The organism is Mycobacterium sp., from assembly GCF_049647605.1.
In the GTDB taxonomy this organism is placed as follows: Bacteria; Actinomycetota; Actinomycetes; order Mycobacteriales; family Mycobacteriaceae; genus Mycobacterium.
The window spans coordinates 36,584-62,207 of sequence record NZ_JBARXZ010000125.1; the positions used below are offsets into that span (position 1 = coordinate 36,584).

The window sequence follows — 25,624 nt, forward strand, 5'->3', positions numbered from 1 at the left end:
GACGGACCGCGTGGCCCGGCAGCACGCGGGTGACCCGAGAGATTCGATTCAACTGTATTAAAACATGCGGTCGCAGCGCCCACACCCGAATTTCCGTGATCGGACCCGTGCAGCTCTCTCCGGAACAATGCCCACACCTCCAAGAGAACGAGACATGCCCTTCCAGTGTGCACTTCGGCGAAGCAACCCGGTATCCGGAAACTGGCGGACGCTTCAGATCCACAGGTGAACCGCAGATGGACACGTCTTGACGAATCTCAACAACGCAGGAATGATTTTTGTATGGCTGAAATCACAGAGGGCGAACGGCCGGTTCTCGATATCGGTATCCAGGATCGTCTTCCGCTTCCGAAGTTGGGTCTGTTCGGTCTGCAGCACTTGCTGGCGTTGACAGGTATCTGGATCTTTCCGGTGTTGCTGGGCTCCGCACTGGAGCTCAGCGCCCTCGAGGTCAGCCACATCGTCCAGGCGTGCTTCCTGCTGACTGGGATCGTCACGATCCTGCAGTCCAGCCGAATCGTCCGGCTCCCGATCGTGCAGGGTCCGACAGCGGCCTTCTTCGCCGCCCTGTTGGTGTCCGGCGCAACCTTCGGACTGGGCACTGCTTTCGGTTCGATGCTGGTGGCGGGCGTCATCTTCATGGCACTCACCATCCCGATCGGCCGTCTCGGCTTGTTCGGCCACATGCGGAAATTCGCCGCCGACCCCATCGTCTTCGGCACGCTGTTCATCATCATCGGCGCCCAGCTGGCCAGTATCGGACTGCCGGGTTGGTTCGGGGCGCCCGGTACCGACGGCTATGGCTGGTCAAGCTTCTGGATCGGCCTGGTGGTTGTCCTGGTGATCTCGGCGTGCATGGTCTTCGGCGGCAACAGCCTCTTCAAACGTGGCGCCATCGTGTGGGGAATCGTCGTCGGCACGCTACTGGCCCTGGCAACCGGCCTGTGGTCGCCTCCGGATCTCAGTGCTGCCGATTTCATCGGAGCTCCGACGCTGTTCCCGTTCGGATTCGGTGTCGCCTGGCCCGTGGTCGTGCTGATGCTGCTGGCCTTCTTCCAGGCCGGTTCGGAGGCCATGGGCATGTACACCCTGGTCTCGGGTTGGGGCGGCGAGAAGCTGTCTCTCAACCGGATCAACCGCGGGCTGTTCACCGAGTTTCTCGGTACCTCAATCGGTTCGATGTTCGGTGGCATCGGCACCACCTCGTACCCGGAGAACGTCGGCATCATCCGAGTCACCCGCATCGGCAGCCGATTTGTCACCATGGCCGCCGGCATCTTCGCCTTTGCGCTCGCCTTCCTGCCTCAGCTCAGCCTGTTCATCGCCGGCCTGTCCGGATCGGTGCTGGCCGCAGCCAGCACGGTGCTCTTCGGCATCATCGCTTTCAGTGGCGTGCAGATGCTGCGCAAAGTGGACTGGGACGACCTGAACATCACGGTCGCGGCCACCTCGTTCATTGTTGCTCTCGGCGGTCAGTGGATTCCCGCCGACATCGTGGCAACCATGTCCCCCGCGGTCCAGAGCGTGCTCACCACCCCGATGATGCTCGGCATCATCATGCTCATCGGGTTGAACATCATCGTCAACTTCGGTATCCGCCCACTTCTGGAGCGGCGGCGCGGGTCGGATTCGACCGTCACGCAAGGCAGTTCCACCCCGCCGGAAACCGTTACCGAATGACGCCCTCGGCGGCGACACCTCGCTCGTCGGCTCAGCGGCCGGCTCATCGCCCAGGCCCCGGACGACTCACCGCAGATCGTCTACGCTGGCGTCGACGCCTCAGATGCACTGGGCCCCAAATTCGTTCACCATGCGGGCGGCCACCACGGCCGGCCCGAACTGTTCGCGCACCTATTCACCTCCAAAGGAGACGAGAAGTCGTGACCACCCAGTATCACTATGTCAACGGCGAACGCCGCGATCTCGACCCGCGAGGCGCCTTCGCGGAGTATCTGGATCCAACACACACGGCCGTCATCTCGATCGACATGCACGCCGGTCACCTTTCCGAGCGCGCCGACTGCCCGTGCCCGGCACCCCGCGGCCGCGAGATCATCGACGGAATCAACACATTTCACGCCGCAGCTCGGTCCCACGGGATCCCTGTCATCCATGTCCGCTCCGAGGTGCGTCCGTCGGGCCGAGATGACATCCTCGGGACCAGTCCCAGCGCGTGGCGGGTCACGTTCCCTCAGTTCGCCGGACCCATCCCGGGCGCGGACCAGCATGCAATCGCCGGGTCTGAGTGGACGGAGTTCGTCACCGAGGTGCTTCCCGGCGACGAGATCGTCACCGGGAAGAAACGTCTTTCGGCGTTCTACCCGACCGACCTCGATTTCCTGCTGCGCGAGATGGGAATCCGGGCTGTGGTGATCGACGGCATCATGGCCGACTGTTGTGTCCTCAACAGCGCCTTCGAGGCATCGAACATCGGCTACCGTGTTGTGGTGCCCGCAGACCTGGTGCGTGGCACCAACAAATCGCTCGAGGATGCCGCCACCGCGATCATGTCACTGCACTTTGCACTGGTCACCGACGCCGAGGTGATCAGCTCGCAGTGGTCGAAGGTCTCCGCCGACTGAAGCACATGAAAGCAGCGGAGCCCGAGACATTTTGATGTCTCGGGCTCCACTGCTTTGTAGCTGTTCTGTAGTGATCTGCTGCTGTGGTGGTGGATCAGGGAACCAGTAGCAGCTTGCCGACGGTGGCCCGAGATTCGAGGGCATCGAGTGCGGCAGCGGCCTCCGCCAGCGGGAACTCCGTGCCCAGTTCCGGGCGCAGCACGCCCCGGGCGGCAAGATCGAGCAGCAGCGCCGCCCGCTCCGCAGCCGCATGCGTGTCGCCGGTGTAGTCGCGTCCTGCGGTACGGGTGAGGAACAGCGACCCGCCACCGAGATCCTTGGCACTGATATCGGCTTCCTGCCCCGAGGCCGCTCCGTAGAGCACCATCGCACCTCGCGGTCGCAGACTTGCCATCAGCGGTTCGGCAACGCCGGCACCCACCGAGTCGTACACCACGGCAACACCTTGGGGAGCGACCGCACGGATCTCCTCGACCAGGTTCTCGCTGTAGGTGAACATGTGAGTGGCACCGGCCCGGCGCCCCACGTCGGCCTTGTCCTGGTTGGATACCACCCCGATCACCTGCACTCCGGCCGAAGTGAGCAGCTGGGTCAGCAGGACACCGACACCACCGGCGGCGGCAGTCACCACCGCAACATCACCGACGGTCAGATGCCAGACGTCATGGGCCAGGTAATAGGCCGTCGCACCCTGGAAGAGCAGTGCGGCGGCAACCTCGTCGGATACCCCATCAGGGACAGGAGTGAATGCCGAAGCCGGGCCGACCACCAGCTCGGCGTAGCTACCGGGCACCTTGGACCACGCCACCCGCTGCCCGGCAGCCAGGCGGTCCACGCCCGCACCGACCGCCTCGACAACGCCTACGCCCTCTGAGCCCGGAATGCGATGCTCGGGCACCGGCACCCGGCCACGGCGCTGCATGACCTCCCAGAAGTTGATTCCGGCGCGGACCACCCGCACCCGGATCTGGCCATCGCCGGGCTGCGGCACCTCTGCCGATTCCTGCACCGTCGGTAGAAGAGCTTCGTCGAGAACGATTTTCAACGCCATGGGATCAACCTCTGTTCAATGCAGTTTGGTGTGGTGGCGCCGCGGGGCGCGCGCTAGCCGGGGATGCCGACGTCGAACACGGCCATCAGCTGAGCCAGGGTCCGGTAGTACCCGACCAGGCTGGTCAGCTCGACAATCGCCGGCGCGCCGAGTATTTCGGCGAACCGGGCGTAGTTCTCGTCGGACACCGAACCGCCGTCCAGCAGGATGATGCAGAGATCTGCCGCGGCCTGCTCGGCCGCATCGGAGGATTCGAACTGCCCCTGCGCCAGCTGAGCGAGTTCGGCATCGGTGAGACCCACTGCGCGACCGACACGTTCATGTGCCCACCACTCGAATTCCGAGTCCAGCGACCACGCCACCAACAGAATGGCGATTTCGCGGACCCGGGCAGACAGGCTCGTCCGGTAGCGGATGGCCGCACCCAGTTCCTGGAGCGCGCCGCCGACCCCGGGCACATTGACCATGATGCCGAATGGACCGTTGAGCGATCCGTCAGGTGCGACGACGGGGAAATGCTGGGTGCCCTTGAGCCGGTCACCGCCGGTGATGCCGTCGTAGACGACACGCTGTTCGGCGGACAGTTGATCGGGAGGGAGCGAAGTCAGTCGCTGGGCCAACGCGGACCCTCCTGGTACGGGGCGTATCGGTAGCGAGGCGCCTTACCGACGCGACGGCCGAAAACCAGCCAGCTGAGTACAAATCCGAGGAGGCCACCGACAATTGCTTGCCCGTAACGCTCCTTGATCATCGGTACGACAAAGGACATCACGTCCATCCCCGCGTCCGCGGTCGCCGCGGCTGCTGCCGGTGCGGGCGCCGGGGCGCCGACCGGACCCGGTGACGCCGCGGCACCGGAGGTGCCGACGGGCGAGGCCCCGGGAGCGGTGAGCAGTGCCGACAGGTTGGTCACGAACTGCCCGATGAGCCGGTTGCTGACGTCGGCGATGGCCCCACGGCCGAATTGCGCCATCCGCCCGCTGATGTCGAGATCGGTGTCGATCAGGACGCGGGTGCGGTTTGCCGTGACGGGTTCCAACCGGGCGTGGATCTGAGCGGTGGCCGCAGCCTGCCCTTTGGGATCCTTGCCCGAGGCCGAGATCACCGCGCTGTGCGTGGCGTCGTCTTTGTGGGTGAATCGGGCTTTCCCACGGAAGTGCGCCCCGATGGGTCCGACCTTGATCTTGACGTTGCCGAGGTAGTCGTCCCCCTCGACACCGTCCAGGGCGGCCCCCGGCATGCAAGGCATGATCCGTGGGATGTCGGTCAGCAGCTCCCAGGTGTGTTCGAGATCGGTGTCGATCTCGAACTCGTTCTTCAGTTGCATTGGCATTGGTTGCCGCCCTTCGTCTTTGGTACAGCGGGGACTAGCGTCCGGCGAGTCCTTCGATGACCTCGTCGGCTCCGCAGTCGAAGAACGCCATGATCCGGCACGGACACGCTTCGCCGCCTTCGATCTTCCACGGGAAGGCACCGATGATCGCGCGCTGATTCAGGACGGACTTCAGGTCGCCGCCGACGTTCTCGGCATGGATGCAGCCGTCTTGGAAGGCCAGGTGGTGCATCGGGAAGATGTCAGAGGTGATCTCACGGCCCGACATGTGATGGGTGTAGGTGTACTCACCCAGGTATTCCTTGTACGTCATCCCGACATGCTCTTCGAACTGCTTGAGCAGATCCGGGCGCATGTTACGGATGGTGGTGTTCATCGGGTGGTCGCCTGAGCCGGCATCGATTCCCCACCAACGGATCTCCATCTCGGCCATCCACCGCGCCAGGCGGATACTGCCACCCGGGTGCATGGTGAAGTAGCGCACCAGGTCCTGCCGCGGCATGCCCTGGTAGTAGTCGATGAAGCCGGTGTGGATGATCAGGATGTCACCCTTTTTGACCTCGACCTTGGAGGTGATGTGCTCGGGCTCGATGAGCTCCCAGTCCTTGACCTCGTCGGACACGTCGACGATGGCGCCGGGGTGGATCAGCTTGTCCAGCGGCAGCGATGCCATGTCCAGGCCGCCGTCGGTACCGTGCATCGGCCCGTCGAGGTGGGTTCCTGAATGCAGTGAGCTCTCAATGCGCTGGGAGACAATCTGATTCGTCTGCAGGTTCTGGGTGTAGTACATCTTGCCACCCGGGTACCCAACCCAGCCCGGTGTGTGGATACCCCAGGGGTGAGTGAGATCGACAATCCGCATTAATGCCTCCTAAATCAGCTACGTTGAATTGTATTCTATGTCACTGAAATTGATTTGACCAGGCGCCGGAGAAGATCCGGCCGGATCGGCACCGCAGTGATGGCATCCGGCAATCGCAGGGCGTCGTCGACAGCGGATGCGATCGCGGCGGCCACTGCGGTGGTCCCACCCTCGCCGGCACCCTTGACCCCGAGCGGATTTATCGGGCTCGGCGCGTCCTCGGTGACCAGGGTCTCGACGTCGGGAACTTCCAGCACCGTGGGAATCAGGTAATCCATGAACGTGGTGCTCGTCGGAGTGCCGTCCTCGGAATACAGGAACTCCTCGTATACCGCACCACCGATACCCTGGGCGACACCGCCGGCGATCTGCCCTTCGACCAGCATCGGATTCAGTGCTCGGCCAACGTCATAGCCGACGATGAAGCGTTCGATGTTCAGATTGCCGGTGCCACGGTCGATCGAAACCAGCGCGGCATGCAGGCCGTACGGGTAGGTCATGTGATCCGAGCGGAACCAGCCGTCGGCGCTCAGCCCGGGATCCTCTTTCATCTCACCGGCTTTCACCGGCTCCAGCAGCTGTGCAACCTCGCCCAGGGTAAGAACCTTCTGCTGGTCCTCGATGACAACGACCGTGCCTTCTTTGAGTTCGGTCTCCTCGAGACTGACCCGGAAGTGGTGGGCAGCGACCCGACGTGCCTTCTCCGCCAACGCCTCGGCGGCATGTGAGGCCGCCGAACCCGCCATCACTGCGAGCCGGGTGGCAAAAGCCCCACGCCCGTACTCGAACTGATCAGTACGCCCACGCACCACCCGGATCGAATCATGGGGCACCTGAAGACTCTCGGCAACGATCTGGGCCAGCACGGTGTCCACCCCCTGCCCCACCGACGACGCCCCGCAGCTGATCGTGATGAACCCACTGCCGTCGACGGACACCCGGGCGCCTTCGTAGGGGCCGATCCCGCTCTTCTCGACGAAGTAGCCGAAGCCGAAGCCGACCAACTCCCCCTGCGCACGCCGCGCGTCGACCTGGGCACGGATCGCGGCGAAGTCGAACTTCGCCGATACCTTGTCCAGTAGCAACTCGTAGTCGCCCGAGTCGTGGACCAGGTGGGTCCCCATCGCCTGGATCGGACGTTCGTAGGGCATCTCGGCGGCCGGGATGAAGTTGGTGCGCCTCAACTCTGCCGGGTCCAGGGACAACTCACGGGCGATCTTGTCGACCAACCGCTCTCGGGCAAACGTACCTTCGTAACGTCCCGGCGACCGGTAGGTCCCGGCCGGGGTCTTGTTGGTCAACCGGACGTGGGCGGTGGCGCGAAAATTCGGGATGACATACGGCCCCGGCAGCATCGACGCCGTCAGGGAAGCGACAGTCGCGCCGTGGGTGCGGACATAGGCACCCTGGTCCAGGATGAAATCCGCGTCCAACGCCTCGATCCAGCCATCCGCGAGGCGGACGAGTGCCCGGAGCCGGTGATGTTGGCCGCGAGAATGATTGGTGGCCACCAGATGTTCCTGGCGATCTTCGATCCACTTGATCGGTCGACGCAGCCGCATCGCCGCGACCGTGACCAGAACATCCTCCGGGTAGAGCTCGCCGCGCGGACCGAATCCACCACCGACGTGGGTCTCACGCACCACCACCTGGTGTGGCGGAAGTCCGGCCATCGCGGCGATCGCCTCGCGGTTCCAGAACGGGACCTTGGCGGCACCGTCGACCACCAGAACCTGCTCGGACTCGTTGAACGCCGCGACCAGACCGCGGCACTCCATGGGAACCGCAGAGTGCCGCCCGATCCGGGCGTCCATCTCGAAGATGCGATGAGTACCCGCCGCGATCAGTGACTCCGCACCGGCGAACGCGGCATCGACATCGCCGTACTCTTCGACAAAACAGGTGGCTTCGGAATCCTGCTCGACCAGTTGCTCACCCGTCCCGGCCGCCCAGGTCGCCTGTTCGCTGTCCACCCACCGGGTGGGCTCGAGGTCGGCATCGATGCGCGCGTCGAGTGGTTCGATCTCGAATTCCACCAATTCAGCGGCATCTTCGGCGATGTAGGCCGATGTCGCGAACACGACGGCGATGGGCTCGCCGACGTATCGCACAAATCTCCGTGCCAGGACCGGTTGCCGGTAGGGCAGCAGTTCGGGCCGGGGTGTCAATCGGAAGGAGATGGCCGGCAGGGTGTCCACATCGGCGTAGGACCAGGCTGCCACCACCCCGTCGACCAGGAGCGCGGCCGAGACATCCACCGAATCCAATCGGCCGGAGGCTATCGGCGAACGGACCACCCGCATGTGCAGTTCGCCTACGTAATCGTTGTCGGCGGCGAACCTTCCGGCACCGCGCAGCAGCACGGGGTCTTCGATGCGCTTGGCGCGGGCGCCGATCATGAAGACGTCTCGTCCGCGACGGGGTCCTCTCCGCGCATCGCGCGCTGCGCGCTGAGCGTGGCCTTGACAATGTTCTGGTAGCCGGTGCACCGACACAGATTCGACGAGAGCATGTCGCGCACCTCTGCTTCCTCGGCGTCGGGGTTCTCTTCGAGGAAGCCCGCGATCAACGTGAGGAAGCCAGGTGTGCAGAAACCGCACTGCAGGCCGTGGTTGTCCCAGAACGCCTGCTGGACCGGGTGCAACGTGGTGTCGTCGGGCGCCAGACCTTCCACGGTGCGGATAGATGCTCCCTCCGCCTGGACGGCGAACATCAGGCAGGCCCGAATCGGTTGTCCGTCCATCAACACCGTGCATGCCCCACAGACCCCGTGTTCACAGCCGAGGTGGGTGCCGGTCAACCCGCAGTCATCGCGGAGCGCGTCGGCCAGGGTCCGCCGGGGCTCGACGTCAAGATCGTAACGATCGCCGTTGACGTACAGGCGAAGTGAACTCATGGTGTGCGCTCCTGCTGAAGGGTTTCCGAGTTGGCACTGTCGGCGGGATGCTGGGCCGCCATGACATCGCGGCCCTCCCGGATCGCCGACCGGATCCGGTGCGGGGTGGCGGGCAGATGGAAGACACCGACTCCGAGGGGCCGCAGCGCGTCACTGATCGCATTGGCGATCGCCGCCGGGGCTCCGATGGTGCCGCCTTCGCCGACGCCTTTGGCGCCGGTCAGCGACGCCGGAGACAGCGTGTAGATATGCGCGATCTCGATATCGGGAACCTCGGCGACAGTAGGCGGCAGGAAGTCCATCAGCGACGTCGTGACCAGGACACCCCGGTCGTCATAGATCAACTCCTCGAACAACGCGTTGGCGATGCCCTGGACCACGCCGCCGTGAATCTGACCGTCGACGATCGCCGGGTTGATCAACCGCCCGGCGTCCTCGGCAACCAGGAACCGGGTGATCTCGACCTGCCCGGTGAGTGCATCCACCTCGACTTCGGCGACGTGGCAGGCGTTGGCAAAAGTGCCGGACGGGTCGTAGGTGCCGATGCTCTCCAGCGCGGGTTCGCCCTTGTCCGGGAGCAGATGGCTGGAATGGTAGGTGTCCCGAGCGATCACGGCCAGCTCCACGGTGTCATCCGTGGCAGTGAGCCGGGCCTTGCCGCCCTCGAGGACGATGTCGTCGGGCAGACCGCCCAGGCGGGCTGCGGCCAGGCCGCGGAGCCGCTCGGCCAGATCCTTGGCGGCCAGCATCGAGGCGCCGCCGGCGATCACCATCGCCCGACTCGCGTAACTGCCCCACCCGTACGGTGTGGCGTCGGTGTCGCTGGCGATCACCCGAACCTGGTCGGGGCGCATTCCCAGCTCGTCACACACAACCTGGGCCAGTGTGGTTTTCAGGCCCTGTCCGTGCGGCGAGGCGCCGATCCGCAGGGTCAGTCCGCCAGAGGGATCCATCGTCAAGATGACCCGCTCGAATCCCGGCGTGATCACCGGCGCCGGCTTGGTCGGGTCCAGTTCATAGGGACGTGAGCGGGCGGCAAACGCCGGGGTGCCGTAGCCGGTGCGTTCCGCGAAGCAGGAGAACCCGATGCCCAGGTAGCGGCCCTTTTCGAGTGCCTTGGCCTGACGGTCCGCAAAATCGTCGAGGTCGGCCAGTTTTGCTGCTGCGGCCAGGGTTTCGCGGTGTGACGCCAGGTCCAGCACCAAACCGGTTGGTGCGCGATGCGGGAACTCCGAGATGAGGTTGCGATCCCGAATGGTCACCTTGTCCAGACCGAGTTCGACTGCGGCACTGTCCATCAGCCGCTCCATTGCCAGCACCTGCATCGGTCGTGACACCCCTCGATAGGGGGCGATCGGACACTTGTTGGTGGTGATGGCGCGCGAGCGAACGTCGTACTCCCCCACCTTGTAGGGGCCGGGCAGTTCAGCAAGCGCCATCAGAGGTTCCACGGCCCAGGTCACCGGATAACAGCAGTAGGCGCCCACGTCACAGATCAGATCACCACGCAGGGCCAGCAATTCGCCCTCGGCGGAGAACGCTCCTTCGATGTCGTAGACCTGTTCCCGGCTGTGCCAGGACGCCATGAAGTTCTCTTCCCTGGTTTCGATCCAGGCGAGGTCGCGCCGCAGATGTCGCGACGCCCACACCAGGGCGACATCCTCACGCGCCAGGGTCATCTTCGCGCCGAACCCGCCCCCGACGTCCGGGGCCACCACCCGTAGATCATCCTCGGCGATGCCGAGGCAGTCGGCGATACCGGTGCGGGTGACGTGTGGCATCTGCAGCGTCGAATGTAATGTCGTCCGCCCGCTCGCCGGGTCATAGGCTGCATGGGAAGCCCTGGCCTCCAACGGCATTGCGCTTTGCCTGCTCGAACTGACCCGTACCGAAACCACGGCATGCGCTGCGGCGAAGGCGGCTGCGGCGCCCGGAGTCGTGACCCGGCCGTCGACCACGGTGTTGGGTGCATTCTGGTGGTCGGCAGGGAATGAATCGTGCACCGACGGTGCGCCATCGGCAAGCGCCGCGACGGCGGACAGCACCGCCGGCAGCGGCTCGATCTCGATGTCGACGAACTCCGCGGCGTCTTCGGCGGCGGCCTCGGTGTCGGCGACCACAAACGCGATCGGTTCTCCGACGAACCGCACCACATCGGTGGCCAGGATCGGTGTGCCGACGGTGACGAAGTCCGGCCGGTGCAGGGCTGCGACGATCGGCTTTACATCGGCGAGGTCGCGCGCGGTGAACACGGTGACGCCGGCAGGTGCGCTCACCGAGACGATGCGGCCGGAGGCCACCGTGCTGCGGATGAATCGGACGTGTGCGCACCGGCTGTTTCGGGAGGCGACGTCGGCGACGTAGCTGCCCCAGCCCCGAACGATTGCCGGGTCTTCCAGCCGGGGCAACGCGCGGCCGGTCCAGGTGGTGGGTTCCGTCGGTGCGGCGGCCATCATGCGCCGACCGCTGTGGCCCTGCTCAGCGCACGCGGCAGCAGCGCGCGAACGAGATCACGACGGTACGCCGCATCACCGTGCGTGTCGCTGGGCGGATCGACCTCGACGGCGGCGGCATCGGCGGCGGCCACCAGCAGGTCCTCGGTCAGCTGTTGACCGACAAGGGCCTGTTCGGCGGCGACGCTGCGGAACGGCACCTCGCTCACACCACCCAGGCTGACGCGGGCCTCCTGGACCACGTCGTCGACGACACGGATCGCTGCCGTGGTGGTGACTATCCCGAAATCACCTGCACGGCGAGCGAATTCCGCGATCCCGGTACTCCAGGTGTCATCGAGGGTGGGAAGCGAAACCTCGAGCAGCATTTCATCCGGTTCCAGGGCAGTGGTGAAGATCGACTGGAAGAAGTCAGCCGCGGCAATGGTCCGTTGACCGCGGGCCTTGCTGACCGCGGTCATCTCCGCGTCGAGCAAGGAGGCCACCAGGCACCATTCCGACGCCGCGTCGCAATGCGCGATCGAACCGCCGAAGGTGCCGCGGGTACGGATCGGCAGATGCCCGACGTAGCCGGCCGCTTTGCGTAACAACAGGCCAAGCGGCCCACCAACGGTGTTGTGCTGCACCTCGATGTGCCGGGTCCGGGTCTTCACGACGACTCGGCCATCGCCGACCTCGATGCCGGACAACCCGGGCACCCGGTTGATGTCGACGAGATTGGCGGGGCTGGCCAACCGGAAGTTCATCATCGGGACCAGGCTCTGGCCACCGGCAAGCACTTTGGTTTCGTCCGGATCGGCAGCCAGGATGTCCAGCGCCTCCTCCAGGCTGTTCGGCGCGTGATACCTGAACGACCGCGGCTTCACCAGGCGCTCCCTTCGTATGTCACGGCGTATACGTCGGTTCGCCTGTCCTCGCGGGGCCGGATCCGCTCCCCGCGCACCCGCGCCTTCCGGATCGCGTCGAGATCCAGCGTCGCGGTCGCGGACTCGGCGGTGGTCCGTGACAACGGCCCGACCACCAGTTCACCGAAGGCGTCACAAGCGACCGACCCACCCAGTGTGGCGGGTCCACCTCGCGCCGCACCGGCAACCTGAGATACGGCCACCACCGCAACCTGATCGAGATTTGCCTGCGCCAGAACGGAATCGACGTGTCGGGTACCGCCGGCAACCGGCACGGTGCGATCGAAGCCACCGACCCAGGCCGCGGGCGCGAGCACGATCTCCGCACCCCGAAGGGACATCGTCCGCAGCACCTCCACAAATCGCAGGTCGTAGCAGATGCACACCCCGATCCGCCCGAATGGCGTGTCCGCCACCGGAAGTCCGAGGTTTCCAGGCGTGTAGGCCTGCTTCTCGAGATCGAACAAGTGCAGCTTGCGGTAGTGCAGCACAGGACCTGAACCGTTCACGATCACAACCGTATTGAACAGATCGTCACCGTCACGCTCGCAGAAGCCATAGGCCACCAGGCGGTCGTATTGCCCCGCCAGGTCGATGAAGGCAGCGGAGGTGGGCCCGTCGAGCGGTTCGGCGACCTCGTCGGCGAGCTGGCGATCGACGACGTAGCCACTGATGGCGAGCTCGGGCAGCACCACCACGTCCGCTCCGGCCGTCAAGGCAGAACGCGCCCGCCCGAGTGCGGTGCTGCGGTTGCCTTCGACGTTTCCGACTTCGACATCCATCTGCTCCAGCGCGAAGGTGACCGTGTTGTCAGCCATGAACCGCAGCCCGTCCGCCGGGTACCAAAGTTAAGGCTGGCCGAATATTCGCAGTCTCGCCGATTGCCCACAACGGTGCGCCGGCATCGGCGGCGACGCGTGGCTCATCGGGTCCGGCCGACACCCGGGCAGACCCGAGTTCGACCCCGTTTCCGCAGTTCCCGCGCCATCCGGCGCGATTGAGAGCGTCCGTCACATGCCGAGCGTAGCATTCAACGTGTTCAAAGTCATTGAGTGTGTTTGAAAAAACTACGATTCATCTACGTTAACCCACACTGCGACTGCGTGCTCGGCACCGGTATTGGCGATACGGTGCGGCCGCTCGGAGGAGTAGGCAATGACATCACCAGGGCCCAGCACGTGGCTCTCTCCCTCGAGCTCTACCGTCAACTGCCCCGAGATCAACACGCCGAACTCCCGGCCATCGTGATGCGTTGCAGACGGACCACTGGCCCCGCCAGGCTCGTACTCATTGACCGCCAGCTCCACACCGGCGGCCGAATCACTATGCGCCACACGGCGAGTGGTCCCTTCACCCATCCGCACCACAGTCTGTTCGGCAAGCCGCGTCACCGGAGACCCGTCCGCCGAGTCACGATGGGCGAACAAGTCGTACATGTGCACCCCTAGCGCCGAGGCCACCGCCACCAGGGTGCCCACCGACGCCGTCGAAACACCGCGCTCCAGCATGCTGAGCATCGACACACTCACCCCGGTCCGCTCGGCCACGTCGCGCAGCGTCAACTGCTGACGCAGACGCATCGCACGGATCCGGGCACCGACAATCAGCATCGTCTGTTCGGTACTTCCACCACCGCCACCACCGCGCTGTGGCGAGGCCCCAGTGGTACCCCGTCCGGTCCCGCTGTTCTTGGAGGCTCCGGACTTCTGCACGCTGCGCGTCCGACGCGACTTCGAGGGCTTACTACCTGCGGCAACCGCGGCAGAGTTCCGGGAACCCGCAGGCAGCGCGGAGGAGGAAGTCGTCATGGAAGCTCCGTTGTGGCGGGAAAGTAGACGCTGGGCTGTTTCAGCCTACGTGAACGGACCCCACTAAATACAGCACGCCGCGGGTAAATTCGCAGGTCTGCATGTATTCATGGCGCCTCGATATCGAGAACCAGCCGCCCTTGTGTGCCGCGAGAAACACAGATCAGCATCTGTCGATCCGCACGTTCGGCCTCGGTGAGAAGGTCGTCTCGGTGGTCCACCTCGCCTGCGAGGACCGTGGTCTGGCAACTTCCACATGATCCCTCCTCACAGGAGAACAAGACGTCGGCACCGGCATCGAGCACCGCCTGCAGAATCGACTGGTCCTCGCGCACCGCAATCACGGGTCCGTCGACCCCGAGCTGAACCTCACATGCCGAGGCGGCCACCCCACCCGGTGCCGGCTCAGCCACCGGCGCGGCGACAAATCGCTCGTACCGCAGGGGAGCCGCCCCGACGTCCCGGACCGCCCGATCCATCGCCTCGATCAACGGACCCGGGCCACAGGTGTACACGGCCACACCGGGCTCGGCAGCGACGGCCGTACCGACCAGTGCCGGCACGTCGAGCTGCCCCCGCTCGTCATCGGGCCACAGCTGCACCCGGTCGTCGTAGAGCTCCAGCTCGTCGCAGAAGGGCATCGTCGCGCGGCTGCGCCCGCAGTAGACCAGCCGCCACTCCAGCCCCAGCCCGTCAACTGCCTCGATCATCGGCAGTATCGGCGTGATACCGATACCGCCCGCCACGAACAGGTAGGACTCGGCACGCTCCAGTGGGAACCGGTTGCGGGGGGCGCTGATCTCGACAACGCTCCCCGGGACCAGGCTCTTGTGGACTTCGCGCGATCCGCCGCGACCACCAGCCTCGTATCGCACTGCGATTTCATAATCCGCCGATGTCACCGGGCCGCACAGCGAGTACTGGCGGCACCGGCCCGAGGGCAGAACGACGTCGATGTGGGCGCCTGGCGTCCACTTCGGCAGCTCATCGTCTACTCCACGCAGCGTCAGCCCGACGACACCATCGGCACGTATCACGCGGTCGGCGACTCGTACCGACCTCAAACCTGTTGCCACCGACTGCCTCAGGCGCCGTAGGGCCCGAACACCTCGACCTTGGCCAGCGATGCCAACCGCTGCCGGTAGAGCAGGCTTGCCGCGTCGGGGACCTTGATGTGCAGCTCCTCACGCAGCGAGTCCGGAAGTTCCTCGGGCCGCTGGCTTTCCACCACCGGCCGGTCTTGCTCCATGATGGTGGTGGTGAAATCACCGAACTTGCTGTCCGGCTCATCCTGCGAATGGTTACGCAAGATGAAGACGAAGAGCTCGGTGGTGTTTGTCGTTCTGGGCAGGGTGAACTGGGTGATGATCGTTTCCCTGCCGGTCCCGACCTCGATCTTCTTCAGATGAATGGTGAAGGGTACGACAAGGGTGTACTCGTAGCGAACCGTCTGGCTGCCACCGGCCCCGTAGAGGTCGCTGGGCTCTTCTTGTTCCAGCCAGTAATGCAGGCCGTTGTCAAGCTTTTCGACGGTGTATGGCGTGATCTCCGCGTTGTCCTCGGTGCCCAGAAGCCCGTTGTGGACGTAGGGAAAGTGCGAGAAATCCATGAAGTTCTCACACGCCCGCGCCGCGGAGGTCTTCCAGATCTCGCGATAGGCGATGAACGACTTCCACTCCGGCAGGCCATGGACATCGCCGGGGAACAGGGGAACCTCGTCACGCGGCTCGTCGATCGCCACCCACACCAGGCCGTACTTCTCACGGACCTGGTAGGCCTGAGCGCGTGCATTGTTCGGGATCGGCGCATCAGCGGGACGCGACGGGATCTTGACGCAGGCTCCACTGCGGTTGTACTGCCAGCCGTGGTACGGACAAACAAGATTGCCCTCGCGGACCCAGCCGAGCGAAAGTGCCGCTCCGCGGTGGATGCAGAGATCACGGAAAGCCGCCACGCCGTTCTCGTCGCGGAACGCCACGACGAAGTCGTCGAGCAGAGTGAATCGTTTTGGCTGTTCGCCGATTTCATCAACTGTTGCGATGGGGTGCCAAAAGCTTGCGAGTGCCGATTGCGGCATGGGGGGGATCCGTTCAGGGGAGAGTTGTCAAGGGGCTGTGCAGTTGCGGCCCGAGCCGCGCCCCTTTGATCAACCGCCAGTCGCCACCGTCGACCAGGCCGCGACGAAACGACGCGAACAACGAAAGCTGCCGCATAGCTCTTCACCTCCCGGGTTGCCGGCGTTACCCCGCCCATCTCCGCGACCGACCGCGTACCGTTGCCGAAGCCTCACGCCGACGCATGAAGAACTCTGGCGGACGGGCGACCGGAGCGCCTGAACTTCAATTTGTTTGAAGACTAAGCGAGTGTGACCCAGACCGCAACAGAAACGGCGGGGATCACCCTCATCTGTCGTTACGCCGGCAACCCCGAGGTGGGCCATCCCTGCCCGCCGACTCCCGCACAGCCAACGACACCCAGCGCGCTCCCCCTCGACGATGACTGTCGGCCTCCGAGGCGCGCCGACACCGGAACTCCGGGCCGAGATCCTCTCTGGCACCACCAAGAGAATCGCCAAACACGTTGCCTGTGACGCCGATCCAGCGACGGCGCTCGCCGCCTGCCAGACGCCCGGCTACTACGGTGAGTGGCCTCCGGCGACTGGGAGTGGACCCGCCGGCGGCCCCGCCCGCAGCCCGAAGGGCCGCCACCCAGCAAAGTTCAACATCTAGAGAATTACTTTGATCTGATTGAAAACCAATGCTACTCTTCCGGCGTGGCCGAGCAACAGACGACGATGGCAGGGATGCGAGTCATCTCGCGCAGCGAATGGGGCGCCGACAGCGGTTTACTCGAGGGCGGCACCTGGCGCGAGATCGTGGGTCCAGACGTCGGCGCCAAATGTCGTGGACTCTACGATCTGCAGTTCACCGAAGACGGCCGATCCGTCCCGCTGACCCACTCCTCTGAGGCTGCGTATTACGTTGTCGCAGGCTCTGCTTCGATCGCCCATGAAGGCGCCGACGAGTCCGATGCACAGCCGCTGACCGAAGGTTCGATGGTGCACGTGCGACCGGGCACCCCGTACCGGTTGCGCGCTTCGGCAGGCACCCGACTCGTCGGAGGCCCCTGCCCCGCCGTCTCACCGATCGCCGAGGCCCCCGCGGTCGCGTCCCCGGCCAGCGATGTCTGGCCGGAAATCTCGGTGTACCACCGAGACCGCCCGGGCCTGCGGGTCCCCTTCATCTCCCGGGACGCCCGACTGGTGGTCTGGCTCGGAGTCGGTGCCGTCGCCGCCAACATGAACTACGTCGTGCTCGAACCCGGCGAACGCAACAAAGAGCACGTCCATGCTTACTCCGAGGACACCATCCACATCCTCGAAGGCCACGGCACTGCCGAAAATGTGACCACCGGCGAGAAATTCACGTTCGGGCCCGGTGACACGATCCATATCCGCATCGGTTTCTGGCATGCCGTTGCCGCCGACTTGGGCGAACGTGTGGTCAGCGTCGGCGGTCCCTGCCCCGCCGACGTCGACATGCTGCGCGCCGCCGGTGTCGACGTCGACCAGATCACCCTCCCCCCGGACACCTCACTGCCCGTGCGCACCGCCGGCACCGCTGACTAGCCTTCGGCCGCCGCCTGATGCGTGACGTCCTGTCCGAACTCCGGAACCGGTGGGCGGCCGGCGACACGGTTGGAATGGCCACGGTGGTAGCGACTTTCAAGTCCGCTCCGCGGCCACCGGGTGCGTCGATGTTGGTCGGCCCGGACGGCACCGCCACCGGATCGGTTTCCGGTGGCTGCGTCGAGGGGGCGGTGTATGAAGTTGCGCAGTCGGTCGCCGACTCGGGGACACCCGAACTGCATCGTTACGGCGTTTCCGACGACGACGCCTTCGCCGCCGGACTCACCTGCGGCGGCATCCTCGATGTGTATGTGGAGAAGGTGAATCGGAGGACCTTCCCCGAGTTCGGCGATGTCGCAGAAGACATCGATACCGGACGGCCCGTCGCGGTGGCGGTGGTCATCGAACACCCGGACAGTTCCCGGGTGGGACGACGGCTCATCGTCCGACCGGATGCCGAATCGGTCGGATCGCTCGGGTCGGCGTATGCCGACGATGCCGTTTCCGCCGACGCCACCGGCCTGCTGGCGTCCGGGACAAACGGCACGCTGACCTACGGCCCGGACGGTGAGCGCCGTGGCGTCGGGATGCGGGTGTTCATCTGGGCATTCGCCCCGCGGCCGCGAATGCTCGTCTTCGGCGCCATCGACTTCGCGGCGGCGGTGGCCCGGGTCGGTTCTTTCCTGGGCTACCGAGTCACCGTCTGCGACGCCAGACCGGTCTTCGCAACCACCGCTAGGTTCCCCGAGGCCGACGACGTTGTTGTCGACTGGCCGCACCGCTATCTGAGCGCCGAACACCAGGCCGGCCGGATCGATCCGCGCACCGTCGTCGCGATCCTCACCCACGACCCGAAGTTCGACGTACCGCTACTGGAAGTGGCGCTGCGCATACCGGAAGTCGCGTACGTCGGCGCGATGGGTTCGCGCCGCACCCACGACGACCGGATCGCACGACTCAGGGAGGCCGGCGTCACCGACGCAGAACTGCACCGACTGTCCAGCCCGATCGGGCTGGACCTCGGTGCCAGAACGCCCGAGGAAACCGCGATCAGCATCGCAGCCGAGATCATCGCGGGCCGCTGGGGCGGGTCAGGACAACCGCTGACCGCCACCCGAGGCCCGATTCATCGGGACCCGCATCACCGGTGAATCGACCTGTTGGGCTCGCTCAACTACCCGAACATTCAACAACATAGAAATACAATGAGGTCAAAGCCGCTTCAGGCCCTCACCGGGTTAGATACGACCCCGCTTCGGCCCCGAGATTCACCCAGACTGCAACCGCAGGCTCGTCACCACTGTTGACGATCCGGTGCGGCCGGTCCGAGGAGTAGGCGATGACATCCCCTTCGGCGAGCTCATGCCGCTCACCGTCGAGCTCGATGGTCAACCGCCCGGACACCACCACACCGAACTCTCGTCCGTCATGGTGGGTGGCGCCAGGTCCCGACGAACCCGCACCGGCGTACTCGTTGACCGCAAACTCGAGGTCGGCGTCGGAATCGAGGTGAGCGATCCGGCGCGTTGTGCTCTCGCTCAGGCGGACCACCGTTTGTCGGTCCAACCGGGTGACCGGGGAACCCGCCGGTCCGGGTGGGCGCTCGAAGAGATCGCTCATATGGGTCCCTAGCGCCGAGGCCACCGAGACCAGTGTTCCGACCGAAGCCGTCGCGACCCCGCGCTCCAGCATGCTCAGCATCGACACGCTGACACCGGTCAGATCTGCGAGGTCCTTGAGGGTGAGGCCCTGTCGCGAGCGCAGCATCCGGACCTTCTGCCCCACCCGAGCCACCGTCTGGTCGGTGCCGCTGCCGCCAATGCCGGGAGCAGGAATCTCCACAATGTCACTCACGATCAGCCTCCGTATTCACAGTGTCGCCTGAAATCTTTCATTCCTGCTGAAACCAATTTGAGTGCCGCTTCTTCCGTCACACTTCCGAGCCTCCCGAGTTCGCCACAATCCCGAACCTCGGCGCACGGGCTTCACACCTCCCCACCGCGACCCCACATGCACCTCGCAGTATCTCGGGTTTAAGTTCAGTGCAGCCGAACGACCCAGGACAGCGCGGGGTTTGCCTCACAGCGAAAGAACGCTTGCGATGTGCGTCACATTCCCCTAGTCTTTCAACCATCTTGAATTTCAAGGTAAATGTCGGGCCGAACATTAACGTAGCCGTAACGCGATCGACCTATAACTTTTCAATGAGATTGTACGCTCGGCCGCAGCGTTGGCATCGGGATTTCCCCCATACAGCAGTGTTCTCCCTACCAGTTCCTGGAGGTCATTAAATGAAGTTGAAGTCCCGTACCACCAAGGTCCTCGCCGTCGGATTCTCGGCAGCACTCCTCCTGAGCGCATGCGCCGAGGACGGCGACCGCAGCGGTGGCGGCGGCGGCCAGGCGGACTCCGGCAGCGGCGACATTCTGTTCGGCCAGCTCATCGGTATCACGGGCAGCTACGCACCATTCACTCCCCCGGCAATCGCGGCTGCCAATATCGCCATCGAAGAGATCAACGCTGCCGGCGGCGTGATGGACCGCAACGTCAAGCTGGTCACCGAGGACAACCGGTCCACGGTGGACGGCGCTATCGCCGGATTCTCCAAACTGACGTCGGTCAACAAGGTCGCCGTACTCGGCAGCCTCGAGTCCGATGGTCAGGTAGCCCTTTTCGACCAGATCCAGCAGCGGCAGCTGCCGAACATCTGCTCCTCCTGCGGCACCACCTACCTCGACGACAAGGGTGGCAAGTTCTCCTTCCGCGTCGCTGCATCAGACAGTGACGCCGGCATCATCGTCGCTCAGGTCGCTCGCGACGAAGGTGTGAAGAACCTCGCCATGATCGTGCAGAACACCGAAGGCGCCTCCGGACCCGCCGAAGTCGCCACCGAGGCATTCGAGAAGACCGGTGGCACCGTCACCCGGGTCTCCATCGAGCCCGGGGCGTCCTCGTACAACAGTGAGGTCGCCAAGGCCTTCGAGGGCAATCCCGATGCGCTGTACGTCGGAACCGGCGTGGAAGCCGGTATCCCGATCCTGCGCGAGATCGAGCGCCGTGGCTACAACAAGCCGATCTACGTCTCACCCGACCTGATCACCCACGAGGTCGCGGCACTGTCGAACGCCGACCAATTGTCCGCGGCGCTCACCGCTTTCGACACCGCCAGCCCCGCCTACAAGTCCTACGCCGAGCGTTTCGTCGCCGCGACAGGCAATCAGCCCGAACCCGGCATGTACGACGCGAACAACTATGACCAGTACATCCTGTTCGCCCTGGCGATGGAAGCGGCACAGAGCACCAACGGCGCCGACGTTGCCGCCAAGATCATCGAGGTGGCCAGCGGACCCGGCAAAGAGGTCTACTCCTTCAAGGAAGGCAAGGACGCGCTGGCAGCCGGCGAGGACATCAACTTCCAGGGCGCCTCGAGCACGCTGGACATGAACGAGTTCGGCAACCTCGAATCGCCGCTGTTGGCCATCCTCACCGTGCAGAACGGTGAGTGGACTCCCGGCGAAGAGATCGAGGTCGACCCCTCCTTGCGCGACGAGGGGTAAGCACTGCGGCTGGGGCGGCGATACCGCCGCCCCAGTGGCAGCGGCACCGATCACGTAGAGAAAGGCAACAAACCCTTGAACAATCTGCTGTTTGGGTTACTGACCGGAAGCATGCTGGCGGTAGCGACCTCCGGATTTGCACTCCTGCGCAATACCGAACGATTCCTGCACATCGCTCACGGTCAGTTCATGGCGCTGGGTGCGCTCACCGCACTCGCATTGTCCGAGGCCTTTGGAATTGTCGCCGGTATCGCCGGCGCCATCGTCATCACGTCGGTGATTGCCGCGGTGTGCGGCAAGTTCCTGTTCGATCCGGTCAAGCACCGTGGCGGGAATGTGCTGCTGTTCACCTCTGTCGGTCTTGCCTTTGTCACCTACGGTGCAATGATCGCGGTCTTCGGAACCGACCTGCGGGTCTTCAACATCAATCTCGGTGCGGCCCAACGAATCGGACCGTTCGACGTGGCGCCCGGCGAGATCGTGCTGCTGCTGGTGGCCGCCATGGTCATCGGCGGACTGTGGCTGCTGCTGGGACGGACCAGCGTCGGCCGTGACATCCGCGCAGTCGCCTCCAATCGGGAGCTGGCGCAGATCCGCGGTGTCGCCATCGGGCGAGTCAGTACCACCGTGTGGCTGATCTCCGGCGCGCTGGCTGCGGTGGCCGGCATCATGACCGCGATCCTCGGGTCGGTGTCAATCGAATCTGGCTGGGGCTACATACTTTTGGTGCTTGCTGCGGCCGTGCTCGGTGGTACCGGCAATATTCTCGGTGTCATCGCAGCTGCCATGGTGCTGGGCGTGGTCATGGATTTGAGCGCCCTGGTCATCGACACGACGTACCGCCCGGTGGTTGCCTTCGCGATCCTGATCATCGTGCTGCTGTTCCGTCCGCAGGGCCTCTTCTCATTCCAGTCCCGTAAGGAGGCAGCGGCATGATCTCCATCGAGTTTGTCGTCACGATCGCGACTCTGGCCTTCGTCTTCACCATGGCCGGTCAGCTGCTCAACCTCGAAGCAGGCTGGGGCGGTATGTGGGACCTGGGCATCGCGGGCCTGATCGCCGTCGGCGCCTATTCCTATGTCCTGCTCACCACCGCAACCGATGCGGCGGTACCCGGTCTCGGACTGCCGTTCTGGGCCGGGATGCTCGGTGCCGCCCTGATCACCGGGCTGGTGGCTGTCCTCATCGGGTGGCCGGCTCTGCGATTGCGCGGCGAATACTTCCTGATCACCACGTTTGCTTTCGCCGAGATCATCCGCCAGGTGATCGTCATCCAGAAAGACCTCACCGGAGGCACGTTCGGCCTCACCACGGTGGTCAAACCCCTGGAAATGCAGTTCACCTACGCGGCCTATCCCTACGTACGCCTGGCCCTGGTCATCGCGATGACCGCTGCGATCTGGATGATCTGTTCCCGGATCGCCACCTCCTCCTACGGAGCCAGCCTGCGGGCCGCTCGCGACAATGAGCCACTGGCCATGGCAATGGGCAAGTCCGTCAAGAGCCTGCGGTTGACCACCTATGGAACCGTCGGCTTGCTGTGTGGCCTGTTCGTGGGGCCGGCATATGCCTGGATCCTGGAAGCGCTGGTGCCCTCGGCATTCCGGTCCAATCTGACCTTCACCATCTGGGCCGGTCTGGTGATCGGTGGCCTCGGCAGCCGATTCGGCCCGATCGTCGGTGCGCTGCTGCTCACAGCGGTCAGTGAAATGGTCCGCCTGGTCGATGTCCCGCACGAGTACGCCAACCTGCACGCCGCGGCGCATCCCTTGCTCGTGGGTATCCTGCTGATCGCATTGCTGCGGTGGCGGCCGGACGGGTTGCTCTCGGAGAGCGGCACTTTCGCCAGACTCCGGCAGCGATACCAAAGACCACCAGCGGCAACCGGTTCCGGGGCCGAGATCTCGGACAAGACCGCATCACTGTCAACCGTCCAGGAGCGGGCATGAGTACCACGGCATCACCGGACCTCGAAGTAATCGGTGTGAACAAGACATTCGGTGGTGTCCGAGCACTGCGGGACGTCAACATCCGAATCAACGGCACGGAGATCACCGCCCTCATCGGCCCGAATGGTGCAGGCAAGACCACACTGTTCAACGTCATCTCGGGTTTTGGCACGCCGTATAGCGGCAAAGTCCAATTCGGTGACCGGGATCTGACCGGACTGCCGGCCTTCAAGGTTGCCCGTGCCGGTCTGGTGCGCACGTTTCAAACACCCATCGGCTTCAAGTCGATGACGGTGGTGGAGAACATTGCGCTGGCAACCGGCGGCTCCGATCTGGACCTGCCGTGGGCCCCGTTCCTGCGCTGGAAGCAGGACCGTCGCCGCCGGGCCGAAGCGCATGACGCCGCGTGGGCACATCTGGATCAGGCCAATGTCGGCCATCTCGGCGACCGGTCTATGGCCGATCTGTCCCCCGGGGATGCCAAGCTCGTCGAGATCCTCAGGCAGCTGGCGCTGTCTCCCCAGATGCTGCTCCTGGATGAACCCGCCGCAGCGATGACGGTCGACCAGATCAAAACGTTGTCCGGCATCATCCGAGACATCTCGACCCGCGGTATCGGAGTGGTGGTGATCGACCACAACCTCAGCTTCGTTCTGGAACTGGCCGCCCGTGTCCACGTATTGGAAAGTGGTGCGGTGATCGCGTCCGGCACACCGGAACAAATCGGCAACAACCCCAACGTCAAGCGGATTTATCTCGGAGGAGCGGAGGAATCCGATGTTGCTTGAGGCCTCAGGGCTCAGCACTGGATACGGCCCACTGACGGTGGTCCGTGATGCCACACTCACGGTCGCCGAGGGCGAGATCGTCGCGATCGTCGGTCCGAACGGTGCCGGCAAGTCCTCGTTCATGAAATGCATTGCGAGGTCACTTCCAGTTCAGGCGGGGTCGCTCACCTTCAAGGGCAAAGACCTCGGCGCCGTCTCGCAGAACAACATCGCCGGCCTCGGGATCGGATACGTACCGCAGCAGGGCAATGTCTTTCCCGAACTGTCCGTCGAAGAGAACCTGCAGGTCTCCTGTCGAGGCAGTCTGGCGGGATCCCGCGAGATCACCAAGAAGGTCCTCGAGCAGTTCCCGCGGCTCAGAGAGCGGATCAAACAAGCCGCCGCCACGCTGTCCGGCGGTGAGCGGCAGATGCTCGCCATTGCCTGCGCTCTGGTCGGTTCGCCGTCATTGCTCATGCTGGACGAACCGACGACCGGCCTGGCACCACTGATCGTCCGCGAACGCATCGCCGATATTCAGCGACTGCGCGACCAGGGTGCCGGTGTCCTGTGGATCATCGAAGAGCATCCGCGGATCTGCCTGCCGGCCGTGGACAAGGTCCATTTCATGTCCGACGGCACCCTCGGTCCGGCCACCGACGCCGCCGAGTTGTTGATCGAAGGCGCGCTGGAAGAACTGTTCTTCGGGGTTGCACACTGACTGCGCCAAGGCGCATCTGATCGCCGCCGGGGTCGACATTCGGGAGTGTGCCCATATGCCGACCCTGGCGCCGGTCTGTCCGGGAGAAGATGCGTCGTTGGTCAACTCATGTTGCAGCACAACATGTCACGGCGTGCCAAGACAGGCGACCTGCAAGCTGAAGACCTCTGCTTGATCAGCTACACTGAAAACTCAGTCCACGGAGTTTAGTTGGGTTCAAATTCGGGGAGAGTCATGAGCGACCGCAGGGAGAGCTCATCCCCCGCTGGGCAATCCGCATCGGAGCTTGCCACCCAGATGTTGGGCACCGAGATCCGGCGCGCCCGTTCAGAACGCGGGCTCACCCTCGTCGACATCTCGACGGCTACCGGTTTGAGCGTATCGATGCTGTCGATGCTCGAACGCGGGAAGACAGGTGTATCCGTCGGCTCATTGGTCGCGATCGCCTCCGCGATCGGCGTGGCGGTCGGCGACCTCTTCAATCCCACTGCCAATCCCGGGCTGTCGCTGGTGCGATACGCAGAACAACAGGAGTTGGCAGTCGGTCCGGGAGTTTCCCGCCGCCTGATCCAGCGCAGCCGAGAACACGGTCTCGAAGTCGCCTCATTGCAACTCGCCCCGGGCGCCCACACAGGTTCCGAACTCGTTCGGCACGAAGGCCAAGAGGTCATCGTTGTCCAAAGCGGCTGCCTGACAGTTCAGATCTGCGAAACCACCACCGAACTCGGCGCCGGTGACTCGATCCGACTGGATGCCGCGTGCCCCCATCGATTCGCCAACAACGGCGCGGAGGTATCGAAGTCGCTTGTGGTGGTGCGGATACCGATCACCCGGCAGTACGGACACTGACAACTACCACGCAACCACCCCCGAAGGTCCAGATTCCGGATACCCGGACGGTCGACACATCGATCAACGACGAGAGAGCAGAAACATGAGTCAGACAGTGCGTGGTGTGATTTCTCGGTCCAAGGGTGCACCTGTTGAGGTCACCGACATCGTGATCCCGGACCCGGGACCCGGTGAAGTGGTGGTCAAGATCCTGGCCTGCGGGGTCTGCCACACCGACCTGACCTACCGCGAAGGCGGCATCAACGACGCCTACCCGTTCC

25 protein-coding genes are annotated in these 25,624 nt (G+C 64.5%); 11 read left to right on the forward strand and 14 right to left on the reverse strand.

What is annotated here, in order from left to right:
• The first annotated feature begins 282 nt into the window (after positions 1-282).
• Together WBB07_RS16820 and WBB07_RS16825 are read left to right on the forward strand one after the other, a co-directional pair.
• Positions 283-1,680 (forward strand): uracil-xanthine permease family protein, encoded by a 1,398-nt coding sequence (locus WBB07_RS16820; RefSeq protein ID WP_526309531.1) that lies wholly within the window; start codon positions 283-285, stop codon positions 1,678-1,680.
• A 200-nt stretch (positions 1,681-1,880) separates the two neighbouring features.
• Positions 1,881-2,582, forward strand: a complete 702-nt coding sequence (locus WBB07_RS16825; protein WP_526309532.1) for a cysteine hydrolase family protein — start codon at positions 1,881-1,883, stop codon at positions 2,580-2,582.
• A gap of 94 nt (positions 2,583-2,676) precedes the next feature.
• On the opposite strand, the gene WBB07_RS16830 is transcribed toward WBB07_RS16825, so the two are convergent.
• The 13 genes from WBB07_RS16830 to WBB07_RS16890 form a co-directional block, all read right to left on the reverse strand.
• Positions 2,677-3,633: a zinc-binding dehydrogenase gene (locus WBB07_RS16830; RefSeq protein ID WP_526309533.1), complete on the reverse strand. Its 957-nt coding sequence runs from the start codon at positions 3,631-3,633 to the stop codon at positions 2,677-2,679.
• 53 nt (positions 3,634-3,686) lie between these two features.
• Complete coding sequence (locus WBB07_RS16835; protein ID WP_526309534.1) at positions 3,687-4,253, reverse strand: carboxymuconolactone decarboxylase family protein; 567 nt, start codon at positions 4,251-4,253, stop codon at positions 3,687-3,689.
• A complete protein-coding gene (locus tag WBB07_RS16840; RefSeq protein ID WP_526309535.1) occupies positions 4,238-4,966 on the reverse strand; it encodes an SRPBCC family protein in 729 nt (242 codons plus the stop codon). Before WBB07_RS16840 ends, WBB07_RS16835 begins: the two co-directional genes overlap by 16 nt.
• Positions 4,967-5,000: 34 nt before the next feature.
• The gene (locus tag WBB07_RS16845; RefSeq protein ID WP_526309536.1) at positions 5,001-5,828 is read right to left on the reverse strand and encodes a cyclase family protein; all 828 of its coding nucleotides are present in this window, start codon (positions 5,826-5,828) and stop codon (positions 5,001-5,003) included.
• Between the two features lie 35 nt (positions 5,829-5,863).
• The gene (locus WBB07_RS16850) at positions 5,864-8,227 is read right to left on the reverse strand and encodes a xanthine dehydrogenase family protein molybdopterin-binding subunit (protein WP_526309537.1); all 2,364 of its coding nucleotides are present in this window, start codon (positions 8,225-8,227) and stop codon (positions 5,864-5,866) included.
• The gene (locus tag WBB07_RS16855; RefSeq protein WP_526309538.1) at positions 8,224-8,724 is read right to left on the reverse strand and encodes a (2Fe-2S)-binding protein; all 501 of its coding nucleotides are present in this window, start codon (positions 8,722-8,724) and stop codon (positions 8,224-8,226) included. The genes WBB07_RS16850 and WBB07_RS16855 overlap by 4 nt, the downstream gene beginning before the upstream one ends.
• Positions 8,721-11,177, reverse strand: coding sequence for a xanthine dehydrogenase family protein molybdopterin-binding subunit (locus WBB07_RS16860; protein WP_526309539.1), 2,457 nt, complete (start codon positions 11,175-11,177; stop codon positions 8,721-8,723). The genes WBB07_RS16855 and WBB07_RS16860 overlap by 4 nt, the downstream gene beginning before the upstream one ends.
• On the reverse strand, positions 11,177-12,043 hold the full coding sequence (locus tag WBB07_RS16865; protein ID WP_526309540.1) for an FAD binding domain-containing protein: 867 nt from the start codon (positions 12,041-12,043) through the stop codon (positions 11,177-11,179). Before WBB07_RS16865 ends, WBB07_RS16860 begins: the two co-directional genes overlap by 1 nt.
• Positions 12,040-12,900, reverse strand: coding sequence for a nitrilase-related carbon-nitrogen hydrolase (locus WBB07_RS16870; RefSeq protein WP_526309541.1), 861 nt, complete (start codon positions 12,898-12,900; stop codon positions 12,040-12,042). The genes WBB07_RS16865 and WBB07_RS16870 overlap by 4 nt, the downstream gene beginning before the upstream one ends.
• A 249-nt stretch (positions 12,901-13,149) precedes the next feature.
• Positions 13,150-13,890, reverse strand: a complete 741-nt coding sequence (locus tag WBB07_RS16875) for a helix-turn-helix domain-containing protein (protein WP_526309542.1) — start codon at positions 13,888-13,890, stop codon at positions 13,150-13,152.
• A 107-nt stretch (positions 13,891-13,997) separates the two neighbouring features.
• On the reverse strand, positions 13,998-14,927 hold the full coding sequence (locus WBB07_RS16880) for a PDR/VanB family oxidoreductase (RefSeq protein ID WP_526309543.1): 930 nt from the start codon (positions 14,925-14,927) through the stop codon (positions 13,998-14,000).
• A 47-nt stretch (positions 14,928-14,974) separates the two neighbouring features.
• A complete protein-coding gene (locus WBB07_RS16885) occupies positions 14,975-15,967 on the reverse strand; it encodes an aromatic ring-hydroxylating dioxygenase subunit alpha (RefSeq protein WP_526309544.1) in 993 nt (330 codons plus the stop codon).
• Between the two features lie 13 nt (positions 15,968-15,980).
• Positions 15,981-16,103: a hypothetical protein gene (locus WBB07_RS16890; RefSeq protein ID WP_526309545.1), complete on the reverse strand. Its 123-nt coding sequence runs from the start codon at positions 16,101-16,103 to the stop codon at positions 15,981-15,983.
• A gap of 560 nt (positions 16,104-16,663) precedes the next feature.
• Here WBB07_RS16890 and WBB07_RS16895 point away from each other — a divergent pair.
• Together WBB07_RS16895 and WBB07_RS16900 are read left to right on the forward strand one after the other, a co-directional pair.
• Complete coding sequence (locus tag WBB07_RS16895) at positions 16,664-17,518, forward strand: cupin domain-containing protein (protein WP_526309546.1); 855 nt, start codon at positions 16,664-16,666, stop codon at positions 17,516-17,518.
• A 17-nt stretch (positions 17,519-17,535) separates the two neighbouring features.
• Positions 17,536-18,669, forward strand: a complete 1,134-nt coding sequence (locus WBB07_RS16900) for an XdhC family protein (protein ID WP_526309547.1) — start codon at positions 17,536-17,538, stop codon at positions 18,667-18,669.
• A gap of 79 nt (positions 18,670-18,748) precedes the next feature.
• Here WBB07_RS16900 and WBB07_RS16905 read toward each other — a convergent pair whose 3' ends face one another.
• A complete protein-coding gene (locus WBB07_RS16905; RefSeq protein ID WP_526309548.1) occupies positions 18,749-19,372 on the reverse strand; it encodes a helix-turn-helix domain-containing protein in 624 nt (207 codons plus the stop codon).
• A 437-nt stretch (positions 19,373-19,809) separates the two neighbouring features.
• Between WBB07_RS16905 and WBB07_RS16910 the strand changes: the two genes are divergently transcribed.
• From WBB07_RS16910 to WBB07_RS16940, 7 genes are all read left to right on the forward strand, one after another.
• Positions 19,810-21,075, forward strand: coding sequence for an ABC transporter substrate-binding protein (locus WBB07_RS16910; RefSeq protein WP_526309549.1), 1,266 nt, complete (start codon positions 19,810-19,812; stop codon positions 21,073-21,075).
• A 75-nt stretch (positions 21,076-21,150) separates the two neighbouring features.
• Entirely contained in the window at positions 21,151-22,011 is an 861-nt protein-coding gene (locus WBB07_RS16915; RefSeq protein ID WP_526309550.1) for a branched-chain amino acid ABC transporter permease, read from the forward strand.
• Entirely contained in the window at positions 22,008-23,024 is a 1,017-nt protein-coding gene (locus tag WBB07_RS16920) for a branched-chain amino acid ABC transporter permease (protein ID WP_526309551.1), read from the forward strand. The genes WBB07_RS16915 and WBB07_RS16920 overlap by 4 nt, the downstream gene beginning before the upstream one ends.
• Positions 23,021-23,812 carry an ABC transporter ATP-binding protein gene (locus WBB07_RS16925; protein WP_526309552.1) on the forward strand — a complete coding sequence of 264 codons (792 nt, stop codon included), beginning with the start codon at positions 23,021-23,023 and terminating at the stop codon, positions 23,810-23,812. Before WBB07_RS16920 ends, WBB07_RS16925 begins: the two co-directional genes overlap by 4 nt.
• A complete protein-coding gene (locus WBB07_RS16930; RefSeq protein WP_526309553.1) occupies positions 23,802-24,512 on the forward strand; it encodes an ABC transporter ATP-binding protein in 711 nt (236 codons plus the stop codon). The genes WBB07_RS16925 and WBB07_RS16930 overlap by 11 nt, the downstream gene beginning before the upstream one ends.
• 234 nt (positions 24,513-24,746) lie before the next feature.
• A complete protein-coding gene (locus WBB07_RS16935) occupies positions 24,747-25,361 on the forward strand; it encodes a helix-turn-helix domain-containing protein (protein WP_526309554.1) in 615 nt (204 codons plus the stop codon).
• Between the two features lie 85 nt (positions 25,362-25,446).
• Positions 25,447-25,624: alcohol dehydrogenase catalytic domain-containing protein (locus tag WBB07_RS16940; RefSeq protein ID WP_526309557.1), on the forward strand; the 178-nt coding region annotated here is incomplete at its 3' end.

Excerpts from the sequence above, each read along its gene's own strand:
- WBB07_RS16820 (WP_526309531.1), top strand. The coding sequence starts at position 283 with ATGGCTGAAATCACAGAGGGCGAACGGCCGGTTCTCGATATCGGTATC.
- WBB07_RS16920 (WP_526309551.1), top strand. The coding sequence starts at position 22,008 with ATGATCTCCATCGAGTTTGTCGTCACGATCGCGACTCTGGCCTTCGTC.
- WBB07_RS16850 (WP_526309537.1), bottom strand. The coding sequence starts at position 8,227 with ATGATCGGCGCCCGCGCCAAGCGCATCGAAGACCCCGTGCTGCTGCGC.
- WBB07_RS16840 (WP_526309535.1), bottom strand. The coding sequence starts at position 4,966 with ATGCCAATGCAACTGAAGAACGAGTTCGAGATCGACACCGATCTCGAA.
- WBB07_RS16930 (WP_526309553.1), top strand. The coding sequence starts at position 23,802 with ATGTTGCTTGAGGCCTCAGGGCTCAGCACTGGATACGGCCCACTGACG.
- WBB07_RS16860 (WP_526309539.1), bottom strand. The coding sequence starts at position 11,177 with ATGGCCGCCGCACCGACGGAACCCACCACCTGGACCGGCCGCGCGTTG.
- WBB07_RS16935 (WP_526309554.1), top strand. The coding sequence starts at position 24,747 with ATGAGCGACCGCAGGGAGAGCTCATCCCCCGCTGGGCAATCCGCATCG.
- WBB07_RS16910 (WP_526309549.1), top strand. The coding sequence starts at position 19,810 with ATGAAGTTGAAGTCCCGTACCACCAAGGTCCTCGCCGTCGGATTCTCG.
- WBB07_RS16885 (WP_526309544.1), bottom strand. The coding sequence starts at position 15,967 with ATGCCGCAATCGGCACTCGCAAGCTTTTGGCACCCCATCGCAACAGTT.
- WBB07_RS16925 (WP_526309552.1), top strand. The coding sequence starts at position 23,021 with ATGAGTACCACGGCATCACCGGACCTCGAAGTAATCGGTGTGAACAAG.
- WBB07_RS16870 (WP_526309541.1), bottom strand. The coding sequence starts at position 12,900 with ATGGCTGACAACACGGTCACCTTCGCGCTGGAGCAGATGGATGTCGAA.
- WBB07_RS16855 (WP_526309538.1), bottom strand. The coding sequence starts at position 8,724 with ATGAGTTCACTTCGCCTGTACGTCAACGGCGATCGTTACGATCTTGAC.
- WBB07_RS16845 (WP_526309536.1), bottom strand. The coding sequence starts at position 5,828 with ATGCGGATTGTCGATCTCACTCACCCCTGGGGTATCCACACACCGGGC.
- WBB07_RS16875 (WP_526309542.1), bottom strand. The coding sequence starts at position 13,890 with ATGACGACTTCCTCCTCCGCGCTGCCTGCGGGTTCCCGGAACTCTGCC.
- WBB07_RS16900 (WP_526309547.1), top strand. The coding sequence starts at position 17,536 with ATGCGTGACGTCCTGTCCGAACTCCGGAACCGGTGGGCGGCCGGCGAC.
- WBB07_RS16830 (WP_526309533.1), bottom strand. The coding sequence starts at position 3,633 with ATGGCGTTGAAAATCGTTCTCGACGAAGCTCTTCTACCGACGGTGCAG.
- WBB07_RS16890 (WP_526309545.1), bottom strand. The coding sequence starts at position 16,103 with ATGCGGCAGCTTTCGTTGTTCGCGTCGTTTCGTCGCGGCCTGGTCGAC.